Below are 20,305 nucleotides of genomic sequence, written 5' to 3'. Positions count from 1 at the left end.
GCCCCGCTCAGAAATTAGCGCGCAGGTCCATGCCCGCATAGAGCGAGGCGACCTGTTCGGCGTAGCCGTTGAACATCAGCGTCTTGCGCCGCGGCGCGAAAAAGCCGCCCTTGTTTTCGCCCAGACGCCGCTCATTGGCTTGGCTCCAGCGCGGATGATCGACCGTCGGATTGACGTTGGAATAAAAACCGTACTCGCGCGGCGCCGCCAGCGACCAGCTGGTCTTCGGTTGCTGCGCGACGAAGCGGATTTTCACGATCGACTTGGCGCTCTTGAAGCCGTATTTCCACGGCACGACGAGGCGCACCGGCGCCCCGTTCTGTTTGGGCAGCACTTCACCGTAGAGCCCCAGTGTGAGCAGGGTCAGCGGGTGCATCGCCTCGTCGAGACGCAAGCCCTCGCGGTAGGGCCAGTCGAGGACGCCCGAGGCGACGCCGGGCATCTGCCGCCGGTCGGCGAGCGAGATGAATTCGACGAAACGCGCGCTGCCCAGCGGCTCGACGCGCCGGATCAGCTCGGACAGCGAATAGCCGACCCAGGGGATGACCATCGACCAGCCTTCGACGCAGCGCAGGCGATAGACGCGCTCCTCGAGCGGCGCCAGCTTGAGCAATTCATCGAGGTCGAAGACGCGCGGCTTGCCGACCAGGCCTTCGACGGCAACGGTCCACGGCCGGGTCTGCAGGCGATGGGCTTCGCGCGCGGGGTCGGCCTTGTCAGTGCCGAATTCGTAGAAATTGTTGTAGCCGATGACATCCTTGTACGGCGTCAGGACGGCATCCGAGGCGTCCAAGGCGTAGGCTGGATGCGGCTTCGCGGCCAGCCGCTCGCCGCGCCCCGCCTCGCTCCCGGCGGCCCAGGCCTGACGCAAGCCCCAGGGCGCGAGCGCGGCACCGAAGGTTCCGGCAGCGGCCGCCGCCAGCAGCCGGCGCCGTTGCTCGAACACCGCGCGCGGGGTGATTTCGTCCGCCGGCACCGCGGCCGACGCGTTCTTGATGAGGATGCCCATCGCTGCACTTCCTTTCCGTTTTGCGCCTCGCGCCCCGTTCGGCAAGGCGCCGCGCTGATTTCGGCGACGCCGGCGAAGCCGCGGCGGCCATGTGGTTTGGACCCCGCCACCCGGCACAAGATTCTCAGCCGGGAGCGAGGGCATTAAACTAGGGATGCAGCGCGCTTCGAGCCCACAGAAAACCGAGACCGCGAGGCGAAACCGCCGCTCCCAGGCATTGGTCGTTCACCGTACGGAATCCTTACACCATGCATCGTCATTGCGCTTTTTCCCTTGCTCCCCGCCCCCTCGCCGCGCTCGCCGCCGCCCTCCTCGCCCTGCCGCTCGCTGCTCAGGCCGAGCGCGTCGGTTGCGTCACCACCGAATGGAAGTTGCTGGGCGCCAACCACCGCGTCTGCGTCGAATCCTTCTCCGACCCGAAGATCCCCGGCGTCACCTGCCACGTGAGCCAGGCGCGGACCGGCGGTATCAGCGGCAGCCTCGGTCTGGCCGAAGACCCCTCGCAGTTCGCGCTCGCCTGCCGGCAGACCGGGCCGATCGTCCTGCCGGAAAAAATGCCCAAGGAGGCGACGGTGTTCTCCGAAGACACCTCGCTGGTCTTCAAGGAAACCAAGGTCGTCCGCCTGTGGGACGAGTCGCACCGCACCCTCGTTTATCTCGCCATCAGCCGCAAGCTGATCGATGGCGCCCCAGCCAACAGCATCGCCACGGTCCCGGTCCGCCCCTGGGCCGCCCCCTGACCGTACATTTCACCCTCAAGCCTTCGATAAAGACGCCGTAGAGGCGCATACATCACACCTGCATCCACCGTTGTCCAGGGAGGTCTTACCGTGTCACTCAAGCAACGCCTGCTCGCCTTCGTCGTCGTTCTGCTCGGCGTGGTCGTCGCCGCGCTCACCAGCCTCGCCTACAAGGAGATGCGTGAAGAAATCGTCACCGGGGTCACCTACGAGATCGAATCGGCCGTCCGCGGCAACCGCGAGGCCATCTCGCGCTGGTCCGAACAACGGCGCGATGCGATGAGCGCCGCAGCGGCCCGCCTCAACGACGGTGCCACCGATCCGCGCCCCTTCCTCAACACCGGCAAGGACGCCGGTCGTTTCGAGCAAACCTTCGCCGGCTACGCCGACAAGCGCATGCTCTACAACCTCGCCGACAAGAAAGCGGCCGAGGGCTACGACCCGACCTCGCGCCCCTGGTACAAGCTGGCAGTCGAAAAACGCGTCGCCATCGCCACCGAACCCTACGTCTTCGCCAGCACCAAGAAACTCGGCATCACCTTCGCCCGCGCCTTCGAATCGCATGGCGTCACCGGCGTCGTCGGCGGCGACATCACGCTCGAAGACGTGATCGCCATCGTCACCCGCATCCAGTTGCGCGGCGACGGTTACGCCTTTCTGGCGACGCGCGACGGCAAGGTCGTCGCCCACGCCAAGCCCGATTCAACCTTGAAGCCCGTCGCCGAGGTCATGCCCGGCTTCGACGCCGCCGCCCTCCAGAACGCCGGCGACACCATCGCCCTGCGCGAGATGACCATCGACGGCCGCACCAAGTACGTCGCCGTCACCTCGATCCCCGGCGCCGACTGGGCCCTCGCCGCCGTCATCGACAAGGCCGCGATCCTCGCCCCGCTCACCACCCTGCTCTGGTCGCTGATCCTCTCCGGGGTCCTCGTCGCCGCCCTCGGCGCCGTCGCCACCCACTTCGCCCTCGCCCGCCTGCTCAAGGACCTCTTTGGCCTGCGCGATGCGCTCACCGAGATCGCCGGCGGGCAGGGCGACCTCACCCGCCAGTTGCCGGTCACCGCGCGCGACGAGATCGGACAGACCGCTGAGGCCTTCAACCGCTTCATCGCGTCCTTGCGCACCATGTTCCTCGAGGTCCGCGACAACGCCACCCAGCTCAACAGCGGCATCGACGACCTCTCGGGCGACATCGACCAGATCTCGTCCGAGGTCGGCCGCCTGGCCACCACCCTCGATTCGCTCGGCCGCCGTTCGAGCGAAATGAATTCGATCATCGCGGCCATCCGCGAGATCGCCGAGCAGACCAACCTCCTGGCCCTCAACGCGGCCATCGAGGCGGCCCGCGCCGGAGAGTCCGGACGCGGCTTCGCGGTCGTCGCCGACGAGGTCCGCAAGCTCGCCGAGCGCACCGCCAAGGCCACCGTCGATATCGGCAGCCTGATCGATGCCACCCACGGCGACATCCGTTCGGCGCTCACGGACATGAACGATACCCAGCGCTCCGTCGGTACCGGCCTCTCCGCCTCCCAGGCCGTCGCCACCGAGATCGCCGGCATCGAGGATGAGGTCGCCCGCGTCGTCGCTTCGATCCGCGACATCGCCGCGTCGACCCGCGAGCAGTCCGTCGCCACCAACGAGATGGCCAACGCCGCCGAGCAGGCCAACCGCATGACCATGCAAACCGATCAGGCCGTCCAGCGCGCCACCGCCACCGTCAGCGAGCTCAACGCCCTCTCCCATCGCCTGCACGAGCTCGTCGGCCGATTCCGCATCTGACCCCCACACCTCTCAACCTCAACGCCGGCTAAACGCCGGCGTTGGTTGTTTTAGCAGTATTAATCGAAACAAAGCATGAAGGGATCAGACAAGCGCTTTTTTATGTCAAGGTAGCTCTATTCGAGCTGCTTGCAGCAACTGATATTGATTAATCTGCGGCACAAGCAATTAACCCGTTTTTCGCCCGCCAATCGCACCTAATGCCTTCCCTGGGCCATCTAAACTCAACAACCGTTTTGACTGAAGCCCCTTCCAACATCGATCTTGCATCAGCGCCACCGCTTTGCTTGAGTGAAAGCTCTCCTTGCCAAGGAAGGCAGTCATGCCGCGCCGCTTTTCTGCCCCCCGTCCGCTCCACCCGCCGCAAGCTGGCGTCGCCTGCCGCTACTGCCGCCTCGTGGGCACGCTCTGCAGCGGAGCAGCGCGCCCGTATGCGCCGCGGAAACGGCAACGGCTGATCGCCGGCTCGCTGTTCTTCGTCCTCGCATTACCGGCGCTCGGCTGGGCTTTGCACGGCGAACCGGCGCATAATTTCGTTGGCGCGATCATCGATCTGGGTTTCGCCCTGTCCGGACTCGGCCTGCTCGTCGGTTTGCGCGGCTGCAACGCTTGCGTTGCCCGTCTTTTTGGCGAACGCGAATAGGTCAGGCAAAACACTCCGGTTGAGCGTACGCCGCACGCAACGCCTCGACGAACAAGCGGACGCGCAACGGCAGATGACGACGTTGCGGATACAGCGCATAAATGCCCAAAGGCGGCGGCGCATGCTCCTCGAGCACGGCTACCAGTCGTCCGGCGCGCAAATCGGCCCCGACCTCCCAGAGCGAACGCCAGGCAAGACCGGCGCCGGCCACCGCCCATTCGTGCAGCACCGTACCGTCGTTGCACGCAAAACGACCGCCGATCTTGACCGCGACGGGTGCGGCTTCAGGGCTCGGCCGCAGCATCCAGCCGCGCTGCAGGCCCAGCGACAGGCATTCGTGCCGGGCCAGATCGGACGGGGTCTGCGGAACGCCACAACGCGCCAGATACTCAGGGCTGGCGACCACGGCCCGTCGCATCTCACCAAGCTTGGTGCCCACGAGGCTCGAATCCGGCATCTCGCCGATGCGCACGGCACAATCGACGCCCTCGTTGACCAAATCGACCAAACGGTCGGACAGATCCAGCGTCACCTGTACCCCGGGATGCTCGGCCATGAAACGCGCCACCACGGGGACGACGTGCCGACGCCCGAAACCGGCCGGCGCCGAGACCCGCATGTGCCCTGAGGCCTGCAAGCCCCCTTGCATGACCGCCGCCTCGGCACTCGCCAAGTCGCCCAGCAGCCGCTGGCAATCTTCCAGGTACGACTGTCCTTCGAACGTCAGCGACAAGCGCCGCGTACTGCGCACCAGGAGCCGCACGCCCAGGTGGGCTTCGAGCGCATCGAGGCGACGACCGATCACCGCTGGCGTCACCCCTTCCTGCCGGGCGGCCGCCGACAGGCTACCGCGCGTCGCCGCGTTCACGAACGCCTCGATCTGTGCCAAACGATCCGCCATCTTGCTCTCCGGGATGCGCCGCCCATCGCCCACTACGACGGCACGGTGCGACAAGACTTACAGAATGCTTACATTAAATACCGAATTAAACGACAAGCAATCAAAATTTTATACTTAAATGAAAAAATGGTTTGCATTCTCGCCCTCTAATCAAGCGTCCGGTCCTTCCCTAGAATGGCTGAGCACACCCGCCGTACGCCGTTCCAATTTTTAAACACTCGGATTCGCTTACCCCCTTCCCGAACGCCCGAACAAGGAGCCAACGCATGGATCGCATCGCCAACCTCACTCTGCCCGCGGGCATGCAGATCAACGCCCCGCTGCACGCGGGTTACGACACCGTGCTCACGCCCGAGGCATTGGCCTTCGTGGCCCAGTTGCACCGCGCGTTCAACGGCCGTCGCCTGGACGTGCTCGCCGCGCGCCGCGCCCGCCAAGCCCGCATCGACGCCGACGAGATACCGGACTTCCTGCCCGAGACGCGCGCCGTGCGCGACGGCGATTGGCGCATTTCGCCCCTGCCCAAGGCGTTGGAACGCCGACGTGTCGAGATCACCGGCCCGGTCGAAGCCAAGATGATCATCAACGCCTTCAATTCCGGCGCCGACTCGTACATGACGGACTTCGAGGATTCGAACAGCCCGCGCTGGGAGAACCAGATCCAGGGGCAGATCAACCTCTACCGCGCCGTTCGCCGCAACCTCGCCTTCACCAACGAAGCCGGCAAGGAATACCGGCTGAACGAGCAGATCGCCACCTTGCAGGTGCGGCCGCGCGGCTGGCACCTCGATGAAAAGCACGTCACCGTCGACGGTGAGCGCGTCTCGGGCGGGCTCTTCGACTTTGCGCTGTTCTTCTTTCACAACGCCCGCGAACAGGTGGCGCGCGGCGCCGGCCCCTTCTTCTACCTGCCCAAACTCGAATCGCACCTCGAGGCGCGCCTGTGGAACGAGGTTTTCGTCATGGCCCAGGAGCAGCTCGGCCTGCCGCGCGGAACGATCAAGGCCACGGTACTGATCGAGACCATCCTCGCCACCTTCGAGATGGAAGAAATCCTCTACGAACTGCGCGAGCACTCCGCCGGACTCAACGCCGGGCGCTGGGACTACATCTTCTCGTGCATCAAGAAGTTCCGCCAGAACCGCGACTTCTGCCTCGCCAACCGCAGCGCGATCACCATGGAAGTGCCGTTCATGCGCGCCTACGCCCTGGCCTTGATCCGCACCTGCCACAAACGCGGCGCACCGGCGATCGGCGGCATGAGCGCACTGATCCCGATCAAGAACGACCCGGAAGCCAATGAAAAAGCGCTGGCCGGCATCCGCCACGACAAGACGCGCGATGCCAACGATGGTTTCGACGGCGGTTGGGTCGCACATCCGGGCCTGGTGCCGATCGCCCTGGAGGAATTCGTCAAGGTGCTTGGCGAGCGCCCGAACCAGTGGGACAAGCAGCGCAACGAGACCTTCACCGCCGCCGACTTCCTCGACTTCCGTCCCGAACAGCCGATCACCGAAGCAGGCCTGCGCAACAACATCAACGTGGGCATTCACTACCTCGGTTCATGGCTGGCCGGCAACGGCTGCGTGCCGATCCACAACCTGATGGAGGACGCCGCAACGGCCGAGATCTCGCGCTCGCAGGTCTGGCAATGGGTGGTGTCGCCCAAAGGCGTCCTCGACGACGGTCGCAAGGTCGACGCCGACCTGGTCCGCCGGCTGATCGGCGAGGAACTGCCCAAGGTCAAAGCCACGATCGCCGCGCAAGAGGAGGACGGCAGCACCTACGAGCAGGCCGCACGCCTCTTCGAGCGCATGAGCCTGGCACCGGAGTACCCCGAGTTCCTCACGCTACCGCTGTACGAGACGATGAACTGAGCCAAGCACGCGCCCCGACGTCCCGGCGCCAGGACAAGGGCGTCGGGCTTGCTTGCGCCAGAGGCGCCGCCCCGCGTTTCACCAGACGAAAAACGTGTAACAAAATGTAATGAATCGGATGCACCACCCTCTGCTCGAGGTGTTATCCTCCCCCCATAAACAGAACCGATGCGAAAAACACAAGGCATCGGCGGGGGGTGGAGGAAGAAAATGCACAGGGAATTTCTCGGGCGCATTGGCTTCGGCCAACGCGAACAGATCGCCGGTATCCGGCTGCACCGGGTCGCGCCGTCGGCGCGCGAGCGTTTCGACGCCTGCCTGGAAGCGCTCGGACTGGCCGAATACACGCAGATCGAACGGCGCGGAGACACGCTGGACGCCACGCTCACCGCGCACGCCGCGGTTGGGCTCACGCCCCGTTTCGAAACACTGGGGCTGGCCGAACGACTGGAACGCCACGGTGAATTTTCACTGCGCCGCGAAATCGTTGCTGCCTTGCTAGGATCGCCCCTGCGCTTCGAATACCCGACGCTGGACGAATTCGACGCCGCCATCCGGGTTCGCGAACGCATCGTCGCCGCCGCGCACAAGACGCAACTGGCCTTCGACACCGAGGCAGCAGAACGCCCCTGGGACTACTGGACCTACGACAGCGAACGCGGCTTCACCCTGCGCCCCGGGAAATCGCTGATCGAAGCCCTGCTCAAAGCCACACAGCCGGAAGACCCGGCGCACAAGTACGAATTCTCCTGCTACAGGGCCACCGAATACGTGCTCCTGCTCGGCATCGCGCAGGAACTCGCCGAACACAACCCGGCGCTCTACGCCAGCTTGCAAAAGCAATGGGAAACGGAAGCCATCATGTCCGGCCGCTTCCACGATACGTTCCTGCACGAGTTCGGTTCGCTCGACACCCCGCTGCCCGGGGGGTACTACATCCCCGGTGACCGGGTTTGGTTCCGCAACCCGGACGCGCGCTCGGCGGACATCCCCGGCTACGAAGGCTCTTGGGTCTTCTACCTTGGCGGCGGCCAGTTTTCGAATTTCTGGCGCGCCGACCGACCCTACACCTTGGCCAGCAAGTGCCTCGAAATCTACCACTGGCGTAACGGCGCCCTCCCGTCCGACGAACCGGGGCGCCTGTGCATGGATGAAACGGTGGTCGATGCCTGCGTGCAGGAATCCTTGACCCACCCGCGCGAAGCCCGGCGCATTCTCGACCGCATGCTGCGCCTGCGCGACGGCCGCGGCATCTACGCCGAAGGCGGCTGCATCGACGCCTCGCGCGAATGCCCGCGCCCGCTGTGCCAGGGCACGGCCGACCTGCGCCTGCCGCAGAGCGGCACCGCCTGAGCGGCGCCCCGCAAGCTCAGACGACCACGTTGCGCGGCGCACCGCGCAAGAAGGCCTCGACGTTGCCGATCAATTGTTCGGCCAGCTTTTCGACAGTTTCGACGCTGGCCCAGGCAATGTGAGGCGTCACGATCAGGTTCGGCAGATCGACATCGAGCAGCGGATTGCCGTTGCGCGGCGGCTCTTCGCTCAGCACATCCACGCCCGCTCCGGCGATGACGCCCCGCTGCAGCGCTTCGAGCAAGGCCGCCTCGTCGACGATCCCGCCCCGCGCCGTGTTGATGAGGATGGCGCTACGTTTCATCTGCGCCAGTTCGGGGGCGCCAATCAGATTCCTTGTCTCCTGCGACAACGGACAATGCAGGCTCAGCACGTCGGCGGCAGCCAGCGCCTCGGAAAACGGTACCCGCCCCGAACGTGCGTGCGCCACGCCTTTATGTTCGGCGAACACGATCCGCATTCCCAGCCCGCGCGCCAACTCCGCCAGCCCCTGGCCCAGCACGCCGCCACCAACGATCGTCAAGGTGCTGCCGCCCAGCTCGAACAAGCTTGGCGTCTGCAAGCAGAAGGTCGGCGAACGCTGCCAATCGCCGGCCAACACCCGGCTGCGATAGGCGAACAGTTGCCGACGCAAGGCCAACATCAGCATCAGGCAATGCTCGGCCACCCCGCTCACCGCGTAGTCGCGCACATTGCACACCGTCACCCCGCGCGCCCTGCAGGCGTCGAGATCGATCACGTTGTAGCCCGTCGCGGCCACGGCGACCAGTTTGAGCGCCGGCAGGCGGGCCAGAACGGCCGCCGTGATCGGCACCTTGTTGGTGATCGCGACGGCGGCTTCCTGCAGGCGGGCGACGGTTTCGTCCTCGCCCGTCGTCGCGGGATACTCCTGCCAGAGATGCGGCAAAGCCACCGGACGAACCGGCACGGCCACCGTCGAACGGTCGAGAAAAACAATTTTCGGCAACATGAGCGATCGAGAATGAAGGCGCCCCCCCCGGAAGGGGGCGAAGGACTGGCGGGAAAAGAGTAAAACCGCCGCGGCGAACGCGCCGCTACGGCCTCAGGTTCACTGGTCTTCGATGCGGAAGCCGATTTTCAACGTCACCTGAAAGTGCGCGACCTTACCCTCGACCACGTGCCCGGTCGTCTTGACGACTTCGAACCACGAAATGTGACGAATGGTTTTCGCGCTGGTCTCGATGGCATTGCGGATGGCTTCGTCCGAACTTACGGGCGAGGAGCCGACGATCTCGATCATCTTATAGACATGATCCGACATGGCGTTCTCCGGCGGGTTGAAAAGGGGGCGACGACGGGGCGCGCAGCGCAATGACGCCGGCACCTCTTCAAGAAGACTATACCCTCTGCCGCCCCCGGCAAACAATGCGCAAGCGATGACGAACGCTTTTCCGCCCCGCTGCGCGTCAAAACATCTTCGCCAGTCTCGACTTGGCGAGCGGCGGGTTTTTGGCGAAGTATTTGCGGATGCCGGCGATGATCGCCTCGGCCATCTTGTTCTGGTAAGCGTCGTCGTTGAGCCGCCGTTCTTCTTCCGGGTTGGAGATGAAGGCCGTCTCGACCAGGATCGAAGGAATGTCCGGCGCCTTGAGCACGGCAAAGCCAGCCTGCTCGACTTGCGGCTTGTGCAGGCGGTTGATGCCGCCGATCTCGTCGAGCACCGCACGCCCGAGCTTCAGGCTGTCGCTGATCGTCGCCGTCTGCGACAAATCGAGCAGGGTGCGCGCAAGCACCGGGTCTTTCACGTCGATATTCACCCCGCCGATCAGGTCGGCCGCGTTTTCTTTCTGCGCCAGGTAGCGCGCCGCCGAACTCGAAGCACCGCTCTCGGAGAGCGCGAAGACCGAGGAACCGTTGGCGTCGGGGCGGGTGAAGGCATCGGCATGAATCGACACGAACAAATCGGCCTGGATGCGGCGCGCCTTTTGCACGCGCATCTGCAGCGGGACGAAGAAATCGGTGTCGCGCGTGAGCACCGCACGCATGTTCGGTTCGGCGTCGATCTTGGCCTTGAGCCGCTTGGCAATGGCCAGGGTGATGTGCTTTTCATAGCTGCCACTGCGCCCGACGGCACCGGGATCCTCGCCGCCATGCCCCGGATCGAGCATGATCGTCACCAAGCGGTCGACCACCGGCTTGCCGCCGCGGGGCCGTTCGACGCGCGTCTCGCTCTCCGCCACACTCGGTCGCTCGGTCGCGGGTGCGGCCTGCCCGGCGCCTTGTGCCTGGGCATCGACCTTCCCGATCAGTTGCGCCAGCGGGTCCGGCGGCTCGAGCGGGTAGACGTCGAGCACCAGACGATGGCCGTATTCACCCACCGGCGGCAGGACGAAGACCTGTGGCTTCACCTCCTGCTTGAGCTCCATCACCAGGCGCACGATCCCGGGCTTGAAGCGCCCGGCGCGCAGCAGCTTGATGTTCGGGTCGTCCGGCGAAACCTTGGTCGACAAGCTCTCGAGGACGCTGTCGAACTCGACGCCCTCCATGTCCACCACCAGGCGCTCGGGGTTCTTGACCGTGAAGTGGGAGTATTTGAGCGGCAGGCGCGATTCGATCGCCACCCGGGTGTAATCGGCAGCCGGCCAGACGCGTACGGCGAGCACGCTGATGCCCGCCGCAAACGCCCGTCCGACGGGGCTGACGAGCAGGACGAGCGACGCGCCGGCGGCGCGGATCAGCTCGCGACGACGCAGAAGCGGCCCGCCCGCTGGGCGCGGAAAGCGTTCAGACATTGCGCCCCCGCGGCACTGCGCGCTTCAAGCTCGACGACGCGTCCGTGCTCCGGCGCGGCATCGGCGAAACGGAAGACCACCGCCAGGTCCGCATGGGGAACATGGCCTGCCGCTTTGTCGGGCCATTCGACCAAGCAAATCGAATCGCTCCGGAAATACTCGCCCAGCCCTGCATCGTCAAACTCTTCTGGATCATTGAACCGATAAAAATCAAAGTGATACAAGTATAAGCTCGAAACCGAATAAAGCTCAACCAGGGTGTAGGTCGGGCTTTTGACCGGGCCGGCGTGCCCGAGCGCACGGAGCAAGGCGCGCACCAGGGTCGTCTTGCCGGCGCCAAGGTCGCCGTCGAGCCAGACCACCATCCCCGGCGCCAGGGTTTCAGCCAGGGCCGCACCGAGCGCATTCGTCGCCGCTTCGTCCGACAGGCGCAGGGTGAGGCAAGCGCTTTCGGGTGCGTCGGACCCTGGCGCCGCGTTCGCGGCAGGCAGGCTATGATTCGGGCTATGCACGAGGAACACTCCGAAAAGACAGGACAGAAAACCGCGCCGGGCAACGCCGCGCCAGACGTGGCGGCGCGCACGCCGTTGCCCGAGCTGATCCGGCGCTGGAGCCAGGATTACGGCTTTAGCAGCGTGGGCATCGCCGGACTCGCGAGCCCCGCGCTCGCCACGGCGGCGGAGCGCCTCGCCGGCTGGCTGCACGCAGGGCGGCACGGGGAAATGGATTATATGGCCAAACACGCCGCGCTGCGTGCGCAGCCCGAGCGCCTGCTGGACGGCGCCCGCTCGGCCATCCTCGCCAGCCTGCCCTATTGGCCGAGCGGCGCAGATGCTGAGCAGGTACTCACCAACCCGGATCTGGCTTACGTTTCCCGCTACGCCCTCGGGCGCGACTACCATCGCACGTTGCGCCAACGCCTGCAAAAGCTCGCCACCCGCCTGGAAGAACACCTGCGCGCGCACCCGCCGGCCGACGGGCGCGTCTTCGCCTACCGCGTGTTCACTGACTCGGCGCCGGTGTTCGAGGTCGAACTGGCCCAGCAGAGCGGCGTCGCCTGGCGGGGAAAGCACACCCTGACACTCTCCCGGCAAGGTTCCTGGCACGTTCTCGGCGGCATCTACACCACCCTTGAGCTGCCCCCCGACGCACCGGCGGAAGCACACTGCGGCCGCTGCACCCGCTGCCTCGACGTCTGCCCGACGCAGGCCTTCGTCGGCCCGTACCAACTCGACGCCCGGCGCTGCATTTCCTACCTCACGATCGAACTCAAGGGGCCGATCCCGCTCGAATTCCGGCCCTTGCTCGGCAACCGCATCTACGGCTGCGACGACTGCCAGCTCTGCTGCCCCTGGAACCGCTTCGCCCGCCTTGGCGACCCCGATTTCGCCGTGCGCAACGGCCTCGACGCGGCGACGCTCTCCGAACTCTTCGCCTGGAGCGAAAGCGAGTTCGAAACCCGTCTGGCGGGCAGCCCGATCCGCCGCATCGGACACGAGCGCTGGCTGCGCAACCTCGCCGTCGCCCTCGGCAACGCCGCACCGGACGCCCACGCCCGCACCGCCCTCGTCCAGCGCGCCGACGACCCGTCACCCTTGGTGCGCGAACACGTCGCCTGGGCACTGGCACGCCACACCGACGGGCGCTAAACCGCCGCCGTCCGTCTGCAAAGGCTTGATTTCCGGATGGAGTTGGATACCATGGGAACGTTCGGCGCAACATCCGCGCGCCGATTTTTGGCCAGACCGCCAACCGCGGTCTCTGAAACAGGGCAAAACCGCCGAAAGGCGGCGACGCAAAGTCTCCGGCCTACAGCCGATTGCGGCCAAGGTAGCGGGACCACCAGAACGGGGTCTGACATGTTTTTCAACTCGCCACATCACCCGCCCCTCCGCCGCACGCATGGCATCGACGGCTCACGTCGCGCCTCCGGCTTTTCGGCGGCCGCCCCCGCGCGGAGGCGGACATGAACCTCAAGGTCGTCTCGCTCAACGCCCTGCCCAACGGCCGCAGCCCGGGGCAGCGCCTGCTCGGCGAATGCCGCGACCTACTGCTCGATCGGCTCAGCCTGTGGCTGCGCGCCCTCGCGCCGACCATCGGCGAAGAACTCTTCGTGCTCGCCGACTCGACCCGCGACCGCCTGCTGCAGACCCGCTACCTCGACCTGCGCGCCGACATCGAGAGCAGCTGGACGCAATACGTCGAACATTTCCGCCGCACCTTCGGCCAGGTCGCCGGCGCTGACGCCGGCCGCAACGGCAACGATGCGCAAGCGTTCTCGGACGCCTCCGGGCTGTCGCTGATGGACGATGCCGTGCTCAGCGAGCACATCGTCCTGCGCGAATTCTCCGCCCAGCTTTCCGAGTCATGCGACGAGGAGCTCTACACCCTGAACCGCCGGGTCGCGCTGCTGCTCGACCGCGAAACGCCCTGCGACGAAGACAATCCGCTCGCGCCGGGCATCGTCTGCACTGCGCTGTCCAACGCCTGCGTTGCCATCGGCGACGACGCCGAGAACCGCCTGATCCTGCTCCGCCGCATCGAACGCCACCTGCATGCCGGCCTGCCGCCGATCTACCAGCAGGTCAATGCCATGCTCATCGAGCGCGGCATCCTGCCCGACCTCAAACGCACCTACCGGCGCAGCAGCAGCTTCACCACCGATACGCCCGCGGCCCCAGCCGGCGCAGCTTCGGCCGCTGCCGCAACCGCCGCGCGCGACGACGGTAGCATCCTCGCCGCCTTGCAGCGCCTGGCCGAACTGCGCACCCTCCCGGGCGCCAGCGCCGGCGGGCCAGCGCAACCGCTGGCGGGACTCCCCGCCGCCTTGACCGCCTTCGCAGGCACGGCACAGCCGGGGCACGCCGCGCCAATCGACGCCGCCAGCATCGACATCCTGCTGCGCGGCGCGCTCGCCGGCCTGCCGCAGCCAATGACAGCTCCCGCCGGCCCGGCGCTTACCCTTGACGGTGAGATGCAGGCCCTGGTCAATCAGGTTCGAGTCGTCCGCGACTCGCCCGGCGCCCAGGAGCTGGGCGGCCTCGAAGCCGTGACGCTGGACATCGTCGCGATGCTCTTCGACTTCATTTTCGACGACGCACACGTCCCGCTGGCGATCAAGGCCCTGCTCAGCCGCCTGCAGATCCCGGTGCTCAAGGTGGCGATGCTCAACCCCGGCTTCTTCGCCGACCGCCAGCACCCGACGCGCCGCTTTCTCGGCGGCATTGCCGGCGTCGCCATCCGCTGGGGCGACGAGGTCGACGAGAACGACCCCTTCTACGCCAAACTGGCCGAACTCGTCGACCGCATTCAGGCCAATTTTGAAGACAAGGTCGAAGTCTTCGGCGAAGCCCTGGCCGAACTCGAAGCCTTCGTCGACACGCACGACGCCGAAGAAGACGACACCACCCTGGCCGCGGCCAACCACGTGCTGCAACGCGAACAGGAAAGCGCCGCCTGGGAACGCGCCCAAAGCGCCCTGCGCGACTTCCTCGCCCTGCGCGCCCTGCCCGCCGCGCTGCACGCCTTCCTTAACGAACACTGGCTCGGCGTCCTCCAGCAGGCCGCCTTGGCCGCCGCCACCGCAGCCCCCGACGACGACAGCGGCCAACGTCTCTGGGACAGCACCCAAAGCCTGATGGGCGACCTGGCGTGGAGCGTCGAAGCCAAGCGCGGCCCCGACGACCGGCTGCGCCTCGTCTCCCTGCTGCCCGAACTGCTCTCCGGACTCAACCGCGGGCTCGACCGCACCGGCACCACGCACGAAGCGCGCGGCGGCTTCTTCGACGCCCTCGTCAAACTGCACGCCGCCGCCCTGCGCGGCGAAGCCGCGCCGACGACCGACGCCCCGCCGCCGCCCGCAACGCCGACGACCGACTGGTCGTCCAGCAACGGAGGCGAGCTTTTGGTCACCCGCAGCCTCGACCACGGCGTCGAAGTCGAAGACGTCATTCTGGTCGGCGCCCCGCCGGTGTGGCGCGCCGACGAACGCGAAATCCAGCGCGAGGTCGGCGCCCTGAAGCGTGGTGACTGGGTCGAGTTCCGCGACGATCAGGGCCACAGCACGCGCGAACGCCTCAACTGGATCAGCCCGCAGCGCGGCATCCTGCTCTTCAGCAATCATCAGGCCGCCAAGGCCATCTCGATTGCGCCCGAAGCGCTGGTGCGCCAGATCCGCGACGGCAAGGCCGCCATCGTTCATCCCGAAGCGATCTTCGAACGCGCCCTGAGCGGTGCACTGGACAGCCTGACCGCAAACCCCGCGCCATAATTCCATCGGCATGAAAACCGAATCCACAAGCGGTGGACCTTCTGGCAAGATAGGGGGCATCCGCCAGGAGAGGAACGCATGCCCGCCCCTGCTTTTCCGCACCTGCTTGCCCCGCTCGATCTCAGTTTCGTCACCCTGCCCAACCGGGTGCTCATGGGGTCGATGCACACCGGCCTCGAAGAAGCCCGGCACGGTTTTTACCGGCTGGCGGAGTTCTACGCCGAACGCGCGCGCGGCGGCGTCGGCCTGATCGTCACCGGCGGCTTTTCGCCCAACCTCTCCGGGCGCGGCCACTCGCACGCGGCGCAGCTGAGCTTTCCCTGGCAGGTCGGCAAGCACCGGCGCATCACCGCCGCAGTGCACGACGCCGGCGGGCGGATCGCCCTGCAGATCCTGCACACCGGGCGCTACGCCTTCCATCCGCTGGCCGCCGCCCCCTCGCGCCTGCGCGCGCCGATCAACCGCTTCATGCCGCGGGCCTTGAGCGCTCACAGCGTGCGCGCCACCCTCGTTGATTACGGCCACTGCGCCTCGCTCGCCCGCCAGGCCGGCTACGACGGCGTCGAGATCATGGGCTCCGAAGGCTACCTGATCAACGAGTTCACCGCCCCGCGAACCAACCGCCGCCAGGACCAATGGGGCGGCAGCAGCGAAAACCGCAACCGCTTCGCCATCGAAGCGGTGAAAGCCGTGCGCGCCGCCGTCGGCCCCGACTTCATCGTCATCTACCGCCTGTCGCTGCTCGACCTCGTCGAAGACGGGTGCAGCTGGGACGAAATCGCCGCCCTCGCCCGCGGCGTAGAAGCGGCCGGCGCGACGCTGATCAACACCGGCATCGGCTGGCACGAATCGCGCATCCCGACCATCGCCACCCTGGTGCCGCGCGCCGCCTTCGCCTGGGTGACGCACAAGCTCAAAGCCGAGGTTTCCGTGCCGCTGATCGCGGCCAACCGGATCAACGACCCGCAGGTCGCCGACGACCTCCTCGCGCAAGGGCGCGCCGACCTGGTCTCGATGGCCCGCCCGCTGCTCGCCGACCCCGACTTCGTGCGCAAGGCGGCGAGCGGCAGAAGCGCCGAAATCAACACCTGCATCGCCTGCAACCAGGCCTGCCTCGACCACGTCTTCGCCGGCCAGATCGCCTCCTGCCTCGTCAATCCGCGCGCCTGCCACGAAACCGAACTCAAGCTCGAAGCCACCGCCGCGCCGCGCCGCATCGCCGTCGTCGGCGCCGGCCCCGCCGGGCTGGCCTGCGCCGCCACCGCCGCCGAACGCGGCCACGCCGTCACGCTCTACGAAGCCGACGCCGAGATCGGCGGCCAGTTCAAGCTCGCCCGCCGCATCCCCGGCAAAGCCGAATACGCCGAAACCCTGCGCTACTTCGACCACCGTCTGCGCCACGCCGGCGTCGAACTTCGCCTCGGCCGCCGGATCGGCGCCGCCGAATTGATCGCCGCCGGCTACGACCACGTGGTGCTGGCCACCGGCGTCACCCCCCGTGCGCTCGACCTTCCCGGCCACGACCATGCAAAAGTCCTCGACTACGCCGAATTGCTGGCAGGCCGCCGCCAGGCCGGAAAACGCGTCGCCGTGATCGGCGCCGGCGGCATCGGCTTCGACGTTGCCGAATGGCTCACCCACCCGCCCGACGCAGCGCACGACGCACACGACGCACTCGGCGCGCCCGAGGCCCTCGCCGCCTTCGAAGCCGAATGGGGGATCGACGAAAGCTACGCCGCACGCGGCGGCCTCAAAGCCCCCGCCCCGGTGCGCAGCCCGCGCACCGTCTGGCTCCTGCAGCGCAAACCTGGGCGGCTCGGCGAAACCCTGGCCCGCACCACCGGCTGGATTCGCCGCGCTCGGCTCAAGCGGCGCGGCGTGCAGATGTTCGGCGGCGTCACCTACGAACGCATCGACGACGCCGGCCTGCACCTGATCCTCAACGGCGAACCCTGCTGCCTGCCGGTCGACCACATCGTCGTCTGCGCCGGGCAGGAACCGTGCCGCGAGCTCGAAGCCGAACTGCGCGCCGCCAGCGTCCGCCTGAGCCTGATCGGCGGCGCCGACCTCGCCACCGAGCTCGACGCCAAACGCGCCATCGACCAAGGCACCCGCCTCGCAGCAACGCTCTAAGCCCAGAAAGCGACATCCCACGCGCCCTGCAGCCGGCCTGGAAGGCGCATGGAATGGCGCACCCAGCCATGCGCCCGCCCGACGAACTTGCATTGCCGGGGCCATGGTCAATACTCCGAAAGCCCCTTCATTTTCCCGCATCGTTCAGGACGGCCTGCGTTGCCCCTCCGCCCACGCCCTCTTCACAGCTTGTTGGCGCTGTGCGCCCTGCTCCTTGCTGTGTCTTCCGTTCCGCAGGCCGGCGCGCAGCCCTTGCGCGTCCTCACCACCGAAGAGGCGCCGACCAACTACACCCGCGATGGTTTATTGACCGGGATCACCGTCGACATCGTGCGCACGCTCCTTGAGCGCCAGGGGCTGAAGACGCCGATCGAGATTTATCCCTGGCCGCGCACCTTTGCCATCGCCCAAAGCGCAGCCAACGTGGTGATCTTTACCGCCGCCCGCACGCCGGAACGCGAAGCGCTCGGCTTTTCCTTCGTCGGCCCGGTCACCACGCGCCGGCATGCGCTGTTCGCGCGTGCCGACGATGTTCGCCGTTACCCCTCGCTCGACGCCCTGCGCAAGGAACGCCCTCTGATCGCCGGAATGCGCGGCGACTGGCGCGCCGCCTGGGTGGGCGAGCAGAAGCTCCCTTTGTACGCGACCAACTCGCACGCCCAGAGCCTGCGCATGCTGCTCGCCGGCCGCGTCGATCTGGCGGTGCTCTCCGACCTGGAGGTGGGCGCCGACCTCGACGCCATCGGCAGTGCGCGCCAGAGCGTGCGCCTCGCCTACGTGATCGAGGAGCGCGCCGCCTACATCTTGCTCTCCAAGGGCACCCCGGCCGACACGCGGGCGCGCTGGCAAAGCGAATTCACGCGCCTGCAGGAGGGCGACTTCTTCCGCCAACTGAGTTCGCGCTGGTCCGCCATTCTCGGCCTTCCCTTGCACTACAGCCCTGTGCAGGGCATCCACATCGAGCCCGCGACGGAGCGCGGGAAATAAGGCGATCCGCCCCCGCCGCCCACGACCGCCCACTGCGGCCTGCCGCAGTCCGGGAGGCCGCATGGACAGGCGTGTCTGGCGTACCTCCCGGAGTAGACGCCCGCCCATGCTATGCTCCTGTGCTACCCATCCCCAACGGCTAGACAAAAGCACAAGGAGCCTCACCCATGACGTCTCCGACTCCGGAGGTCTTCCACGCCTCCAAGCGCAACGGTATCACCCGCATGCGCTTCCTTTTGATCGCCATCTTGCTCGGAACGCCGGCCGCCCTCATCGCAGCCAACGGACTTAGCACCTTCAACGCAGTCGTCTGCGCCCTCGCCGCCGGCCTCGCGTTCGCCCTAGACCGGTTGTCGCGCAAGCAACTCGGTTTCGGAAAACCGCTTCTTATCCTGACCGACGACGAGTTGAACGCCCCGAACCTGAGCGGCCAATCGAAACGCCTGCGCTGGGCCGACATTGCCTCGATCGGGCAGGAAACCGTCCAAGGTCACAACTTCATCCGCTTCCGCCTCAAAAGCGCTGCTACCGCCCCCAAGCGAGGTTTCTGGAGCCGGCTCTCGGGCGACCCCAGTCTGTCGCTCAACGCTTTTTCGCCGGAGGACCAGGCCCGCGTATTCGACGCCCTGCTCGCCCACCACGCGCGCCACCCGAGTTTTGACCGCACGCAAGCCCAGCAGGACATTGACGACGCCCAACAGGCCCAGTCCTTCGAAGCCGGACTTCAAGCCCTGCAACCGCGCCCGTGGGCAACCTATCTCCTGATCGCACTCAACCTCGGAGTCTGGTTACTAACCTTGAACCGAGGCGCCGGTCTACAACAGACGCCCAGCGATCTCTTACTGCTCTGGGGCGGTAATGCGGCCTCGGAAGTCCAGCGCGGCGAATTTTGGCGCCTCACGAGCGCGACCTTCCTGCACAGCGGCGTACTGCACGTGATGATGAACATGTTCGGCCTCTATTCGGCTGGCGTCCTCGTCGAACGCATTTACGGCACGCGCCAGTTCCTGCTCATCTACTTTGGCGCTGGCCTGCTCGGCAGCGCGCTCAGCCTGCATTTCGCGGCACAGAGCGCGGTCTCGGTCGGGGCCTCGGGCGCGGTCTTCGGGGTCGCCGGCGCCCTACTCGTCGCCGTTCTCCAGCACCGCGAACGCATTCCCAAAGCCTTCAGCAAGGAAACATTGACCGGCGTCGGCAGCTTCCTCGTCTATTCCTTGCTACAAGGCTTCGCGCACGCCGGCATCGACAATGCCGCGCACATCGGCGGCCTGCTCGGCGGAAGCCTCGCGGCCTACCTGCTGCCCGAACGCTTCGACCTCGAGAGCTTCCGCCGCCTCACCGGCCGACGAACCGGAATCGCCTTCCTGACCCTAAGCTCGGTATTGCTGAGCGTGGGGCTCACCGCTCCGGAAGCAACGCTCGACCAGCGCCGCCTGGTCGAAAGCCCGGCGATCGCCAAACGGGCATTTCAGCAGTTCAACGACGCCATCAACACGCTCAAACAGGCGGACGACGACGTCTCAGCCGGCCGGCGCGACGAGCACGAGGTGATCGAAACGCTTTATCCGCGCGTCAGCAGCGAATTCCGCGCCGCTGCCAGCGACTACAAACGCCTCGGTCATCGCCCGGGCGACCCGCGCATAGGTTTTGCTGCAGACATGACCCGGGTGGCGGAACTGTTTGCCGAATTGCTCGAACTGCCGCGCGCCTACGACCCGGAGGAGCGCAAATATGCGGTACTTGATCGGACGCGAGAGCAGCAGATTGAGGCGGAGTTGAAGACGCTCACCGAGCGCATCGCGAAGTTCATTGCCGAAACGAAGAAATAACTCAATTCACAGCCCCTCACCGCCAGGA

Annotated in this window: 16 protein-coding genes and 1 riboswitch; of the genes, 10 read left to right on the top strand and 6 right to left on the bottom strand. The window is 66.5% G+C overall.

Annotation, left to right across the window (positions count from 1 at the left end):
* Window positions 1-7 precede the first annotated feature (7 nt).
* A complete protein-coding gene (msrP, locus tag QMB55_RS09265) occupies window positions 8-1,009 on the bottom strand; it encodes a protein-methionine-sulfoxide reductase catalytic subunit MsrP (protein ID WP_497588410.1) in 1,002 nt (333 codons plus the stop codon).
* Window positions 1,010-1,257: 248 nt separating this feature from the next.
* Between msrP and QMB55_RS09260 the strand changes: the two genes are divergently transcribed.
* The 3 genes from QMB55_RS09260 to QMB55_RS09250 all read left to right on the top strand — a co-directional run bounded on the left by QMB55_RS09260 (window position 1,258) and on the right by QMB55_RS09250 (window position 4,174).
* Entirely contained in the window at window positions 1,258-1,749 is a 492-nt protein-coding gene (locus QMB55_RS09260; RefSeq protein WP_497588409.1) for a CreA family protein, read from the top strand.
* Between the two features lie 90 nt (window positions 1,750-1,839).
* A complete protein-coding gene (locus QMB55_RS09255) occupies window positions 1,840-3,531 on the top strand; it encodes a methyl-accepting chemotaxis protein (protein WP_497588408.1) in 1,692 nt (563 codons plus the stop codon).
* Window positions 3,532-3,853: 322 nt separating this feature from the next.
* On the top strand, window positions 3,854-4,174 hold the full coding sequence (locus QMB55_RS09250; protein WP_497588407.1) for a hypothetical protein: 321 nt from the start codon (window positions 3,854-3,856) through the stop codon (window positions 4,172-4,174).
* Between the two features lies 1 nt (window position 4,175).
* Here QMB55_RS09250 and QMB55_RS09245 read toward each other — a convergent pair whose 3' ends face one another.
* Window positions 4,176-5,075 (bottom strand): LysR family transcriptional regulator, encoded by a 900-nt coding sequence (locus QMB55_RS09245; protein ID WP_497588406.1) that lies wholly within the window; start codon window positions 5,073-5,075, stop codon window positions 4,176-4,178.
* Between the two features lie 266 nt (window positions 5,076-5,341).
* Between QMB55_RS09245 and aceB the strand changes: the two genes are divergently transcribed.
* Window positions 5,342-6,952: a malate synthase A gene (gene aceB, locus QMB55_RS09240; RefSeq protein WP_497588405.1), complete on the top strand. Its 1,611-nt coding sequence runs from the start codon at window positions 5,342-5,344 to the stop codon at window positions 6,950-6,952.
* Window positions 6,953-7,162: 210 nt separating this feature from the next.
* Window positions 7,163-8,305: a TGL-type protein-glutamine gamma-glutamyltransferase gene (locus QMB55_RS09235; protein WP_497588404.1), complete on the top strand. Its 1,143-nt coding sequence runs from the start codon at window positions 7,163-7,165 to the stop codon at window positions 8,303-8,305.
* Between the two features lie 16 nt (window positions 8,306-8,321).
* Here QMB55_RS09235 and QMB55_RS09230 read toward each other — a convergent pair whose 3' ends face one another.
* The 4 genes from QMB55_RS09230 to tsaE form a co-directional block, all read right to left on the bottom strand.
* Window positions 8,322-9,275 (bottom strand): D-2-hydroxyacid dehydrogenase, encoded by a 954-nt coding sequence (locus QMB55_RS09230; protein WP_497588403.1) that lies wholly within the window; start codon window positions 9,273-9,275, stop codon window positions 8,322-8,324.
* A 99-nt stretch (window positions 9,276-9,374) separates the two neighbouring features.
* Window positions 9,375-9,587, bottom strand: a complete 213-nt coding sequence (locus QMB55_RS09225; protein ID WP_497588402.1) for a dodecin — start codon at window positions 9,585-9,587, stop codon at window positions 9,375-9,377.
* Between the two features lie 145 nt (window positions 9,588-9,732).
* Complete coding sequence (locus QMB55_RS09220; protein WP_497588401.1) at window positions 9,733-11,058, bottom strand: N-acetylmuramoyl-L-alanine amidase; 1,326 nt, start codon at window positions 11,056-11,058, stop codon at window positions 9,733-9,735.
* Entirely contained in the window at window positions 11,001-11,549 is a 549-nt protein-coding gene (gene tsaE, locus QMB55_RS09215; protein WP_497588432.1) for a tRNA (adenosine(37)-N6)-threonylcarbamoyltransferase complex ATPase subunit type 1 TsaE, read from the bottom strand. The genes QMB55_RS09220 and tsaE overlap by 58 nt, the downstream gene beginning before the upstream one ends.
* A 15-nt stretch (window positions 11,550-11,564) precedes the next feature.
* Here tsaE and queG point away from each other — a divergent pair, with 15 nt between their 5' ends.
* The 5 genes from queG (at window position 11,565) to QMB55_RS09190 (ending at window position 20,277) form a co-directional block, all read left to right on the top strand.
* Window positions 11,565-12,707, top strand: a complete 1,143-nt coding sequence (queG, locus tag QMB55_RS09210) for a tRNA epoxyqueuosine(34) reductase QueG (RefSeq protein WP_497588400.1) — start codon at window positions 11,565-11,567, stop codon at window positions 12,705-12,707.
* Between the two features lie 111 nt (window positions 12,708-12,818).
* A riboswitch (cyclic di-GMP riboswitch) is annotated at window positions 12,819-12,905 on the top strand.
* A 119-nt stretch (window positions 12,906-13,024) separates the two neighbouring features.
* Complete coding sequence (locus tag QMB55_RS09205; RefSeq protein WP_497588399.1) at window positions 13,025-15,328, top strand: DUF1631 family protein; 2,304 nt, start codon at window positions 13,025-13,027, stop codon at window positions 15,326-15,328.
* A gap of 78 nt (window positions 15,329-15,406) precedes the next feature.
* Entirely contained in the window at window positions 15,407-17,461 is a 2,055-nt protein-coding gene (locus QMB55_RS09200; protein ID WP_497588397.1) for an oxidoreductase, read from the top strand.
* Window positions 17,462-17,680: 219 nt separating this feature from the next.
* Window positions 17,681-18,448, top strand: coding sequence for a substrate-binding periplasmic protein (locus QMB55_RS09195; RefSeq protein WP_497588396.1), 768 nt, complete (start codon window positions 17,681-17,683; stop codon window positions 18,446-18,448).
* A gap of 167 nt (window positions 18,449-18,615) precedes the next feature.
* Window positions 18,616-20,277 carry a rhomboid family intramembrane serine protease gene (locus QMB55_RS09190; protein WP_497588395.1) on the top strand — a complete coding sequence of 554 codons (1,662 nt, stop codon included), beginning with the start codon at window positions 18,616-18,618 and terminating at the stop codon, window positions 20,275-20,277.
* The last annotated feature ends 28 nt before the right edge of the window (window positions 20,278-20,305 follow it).

The sequence above is a fragment of the Propionivibrio sp. genome (assembly GCF_041441355.1).
In the GTDB taxonomy this organism is placed as follows: domain Bacteria; phylum Pseudomonadota; class Gammaproteobacteria; order Burkholderiales; family Rhodocyclaceae; genus Propionivibrio.
The sequence above is the reverse complement of the archived record's forward strand: the minus strand, read 5'-3'. Positions and strand labels throughout refer to the sequence as shown.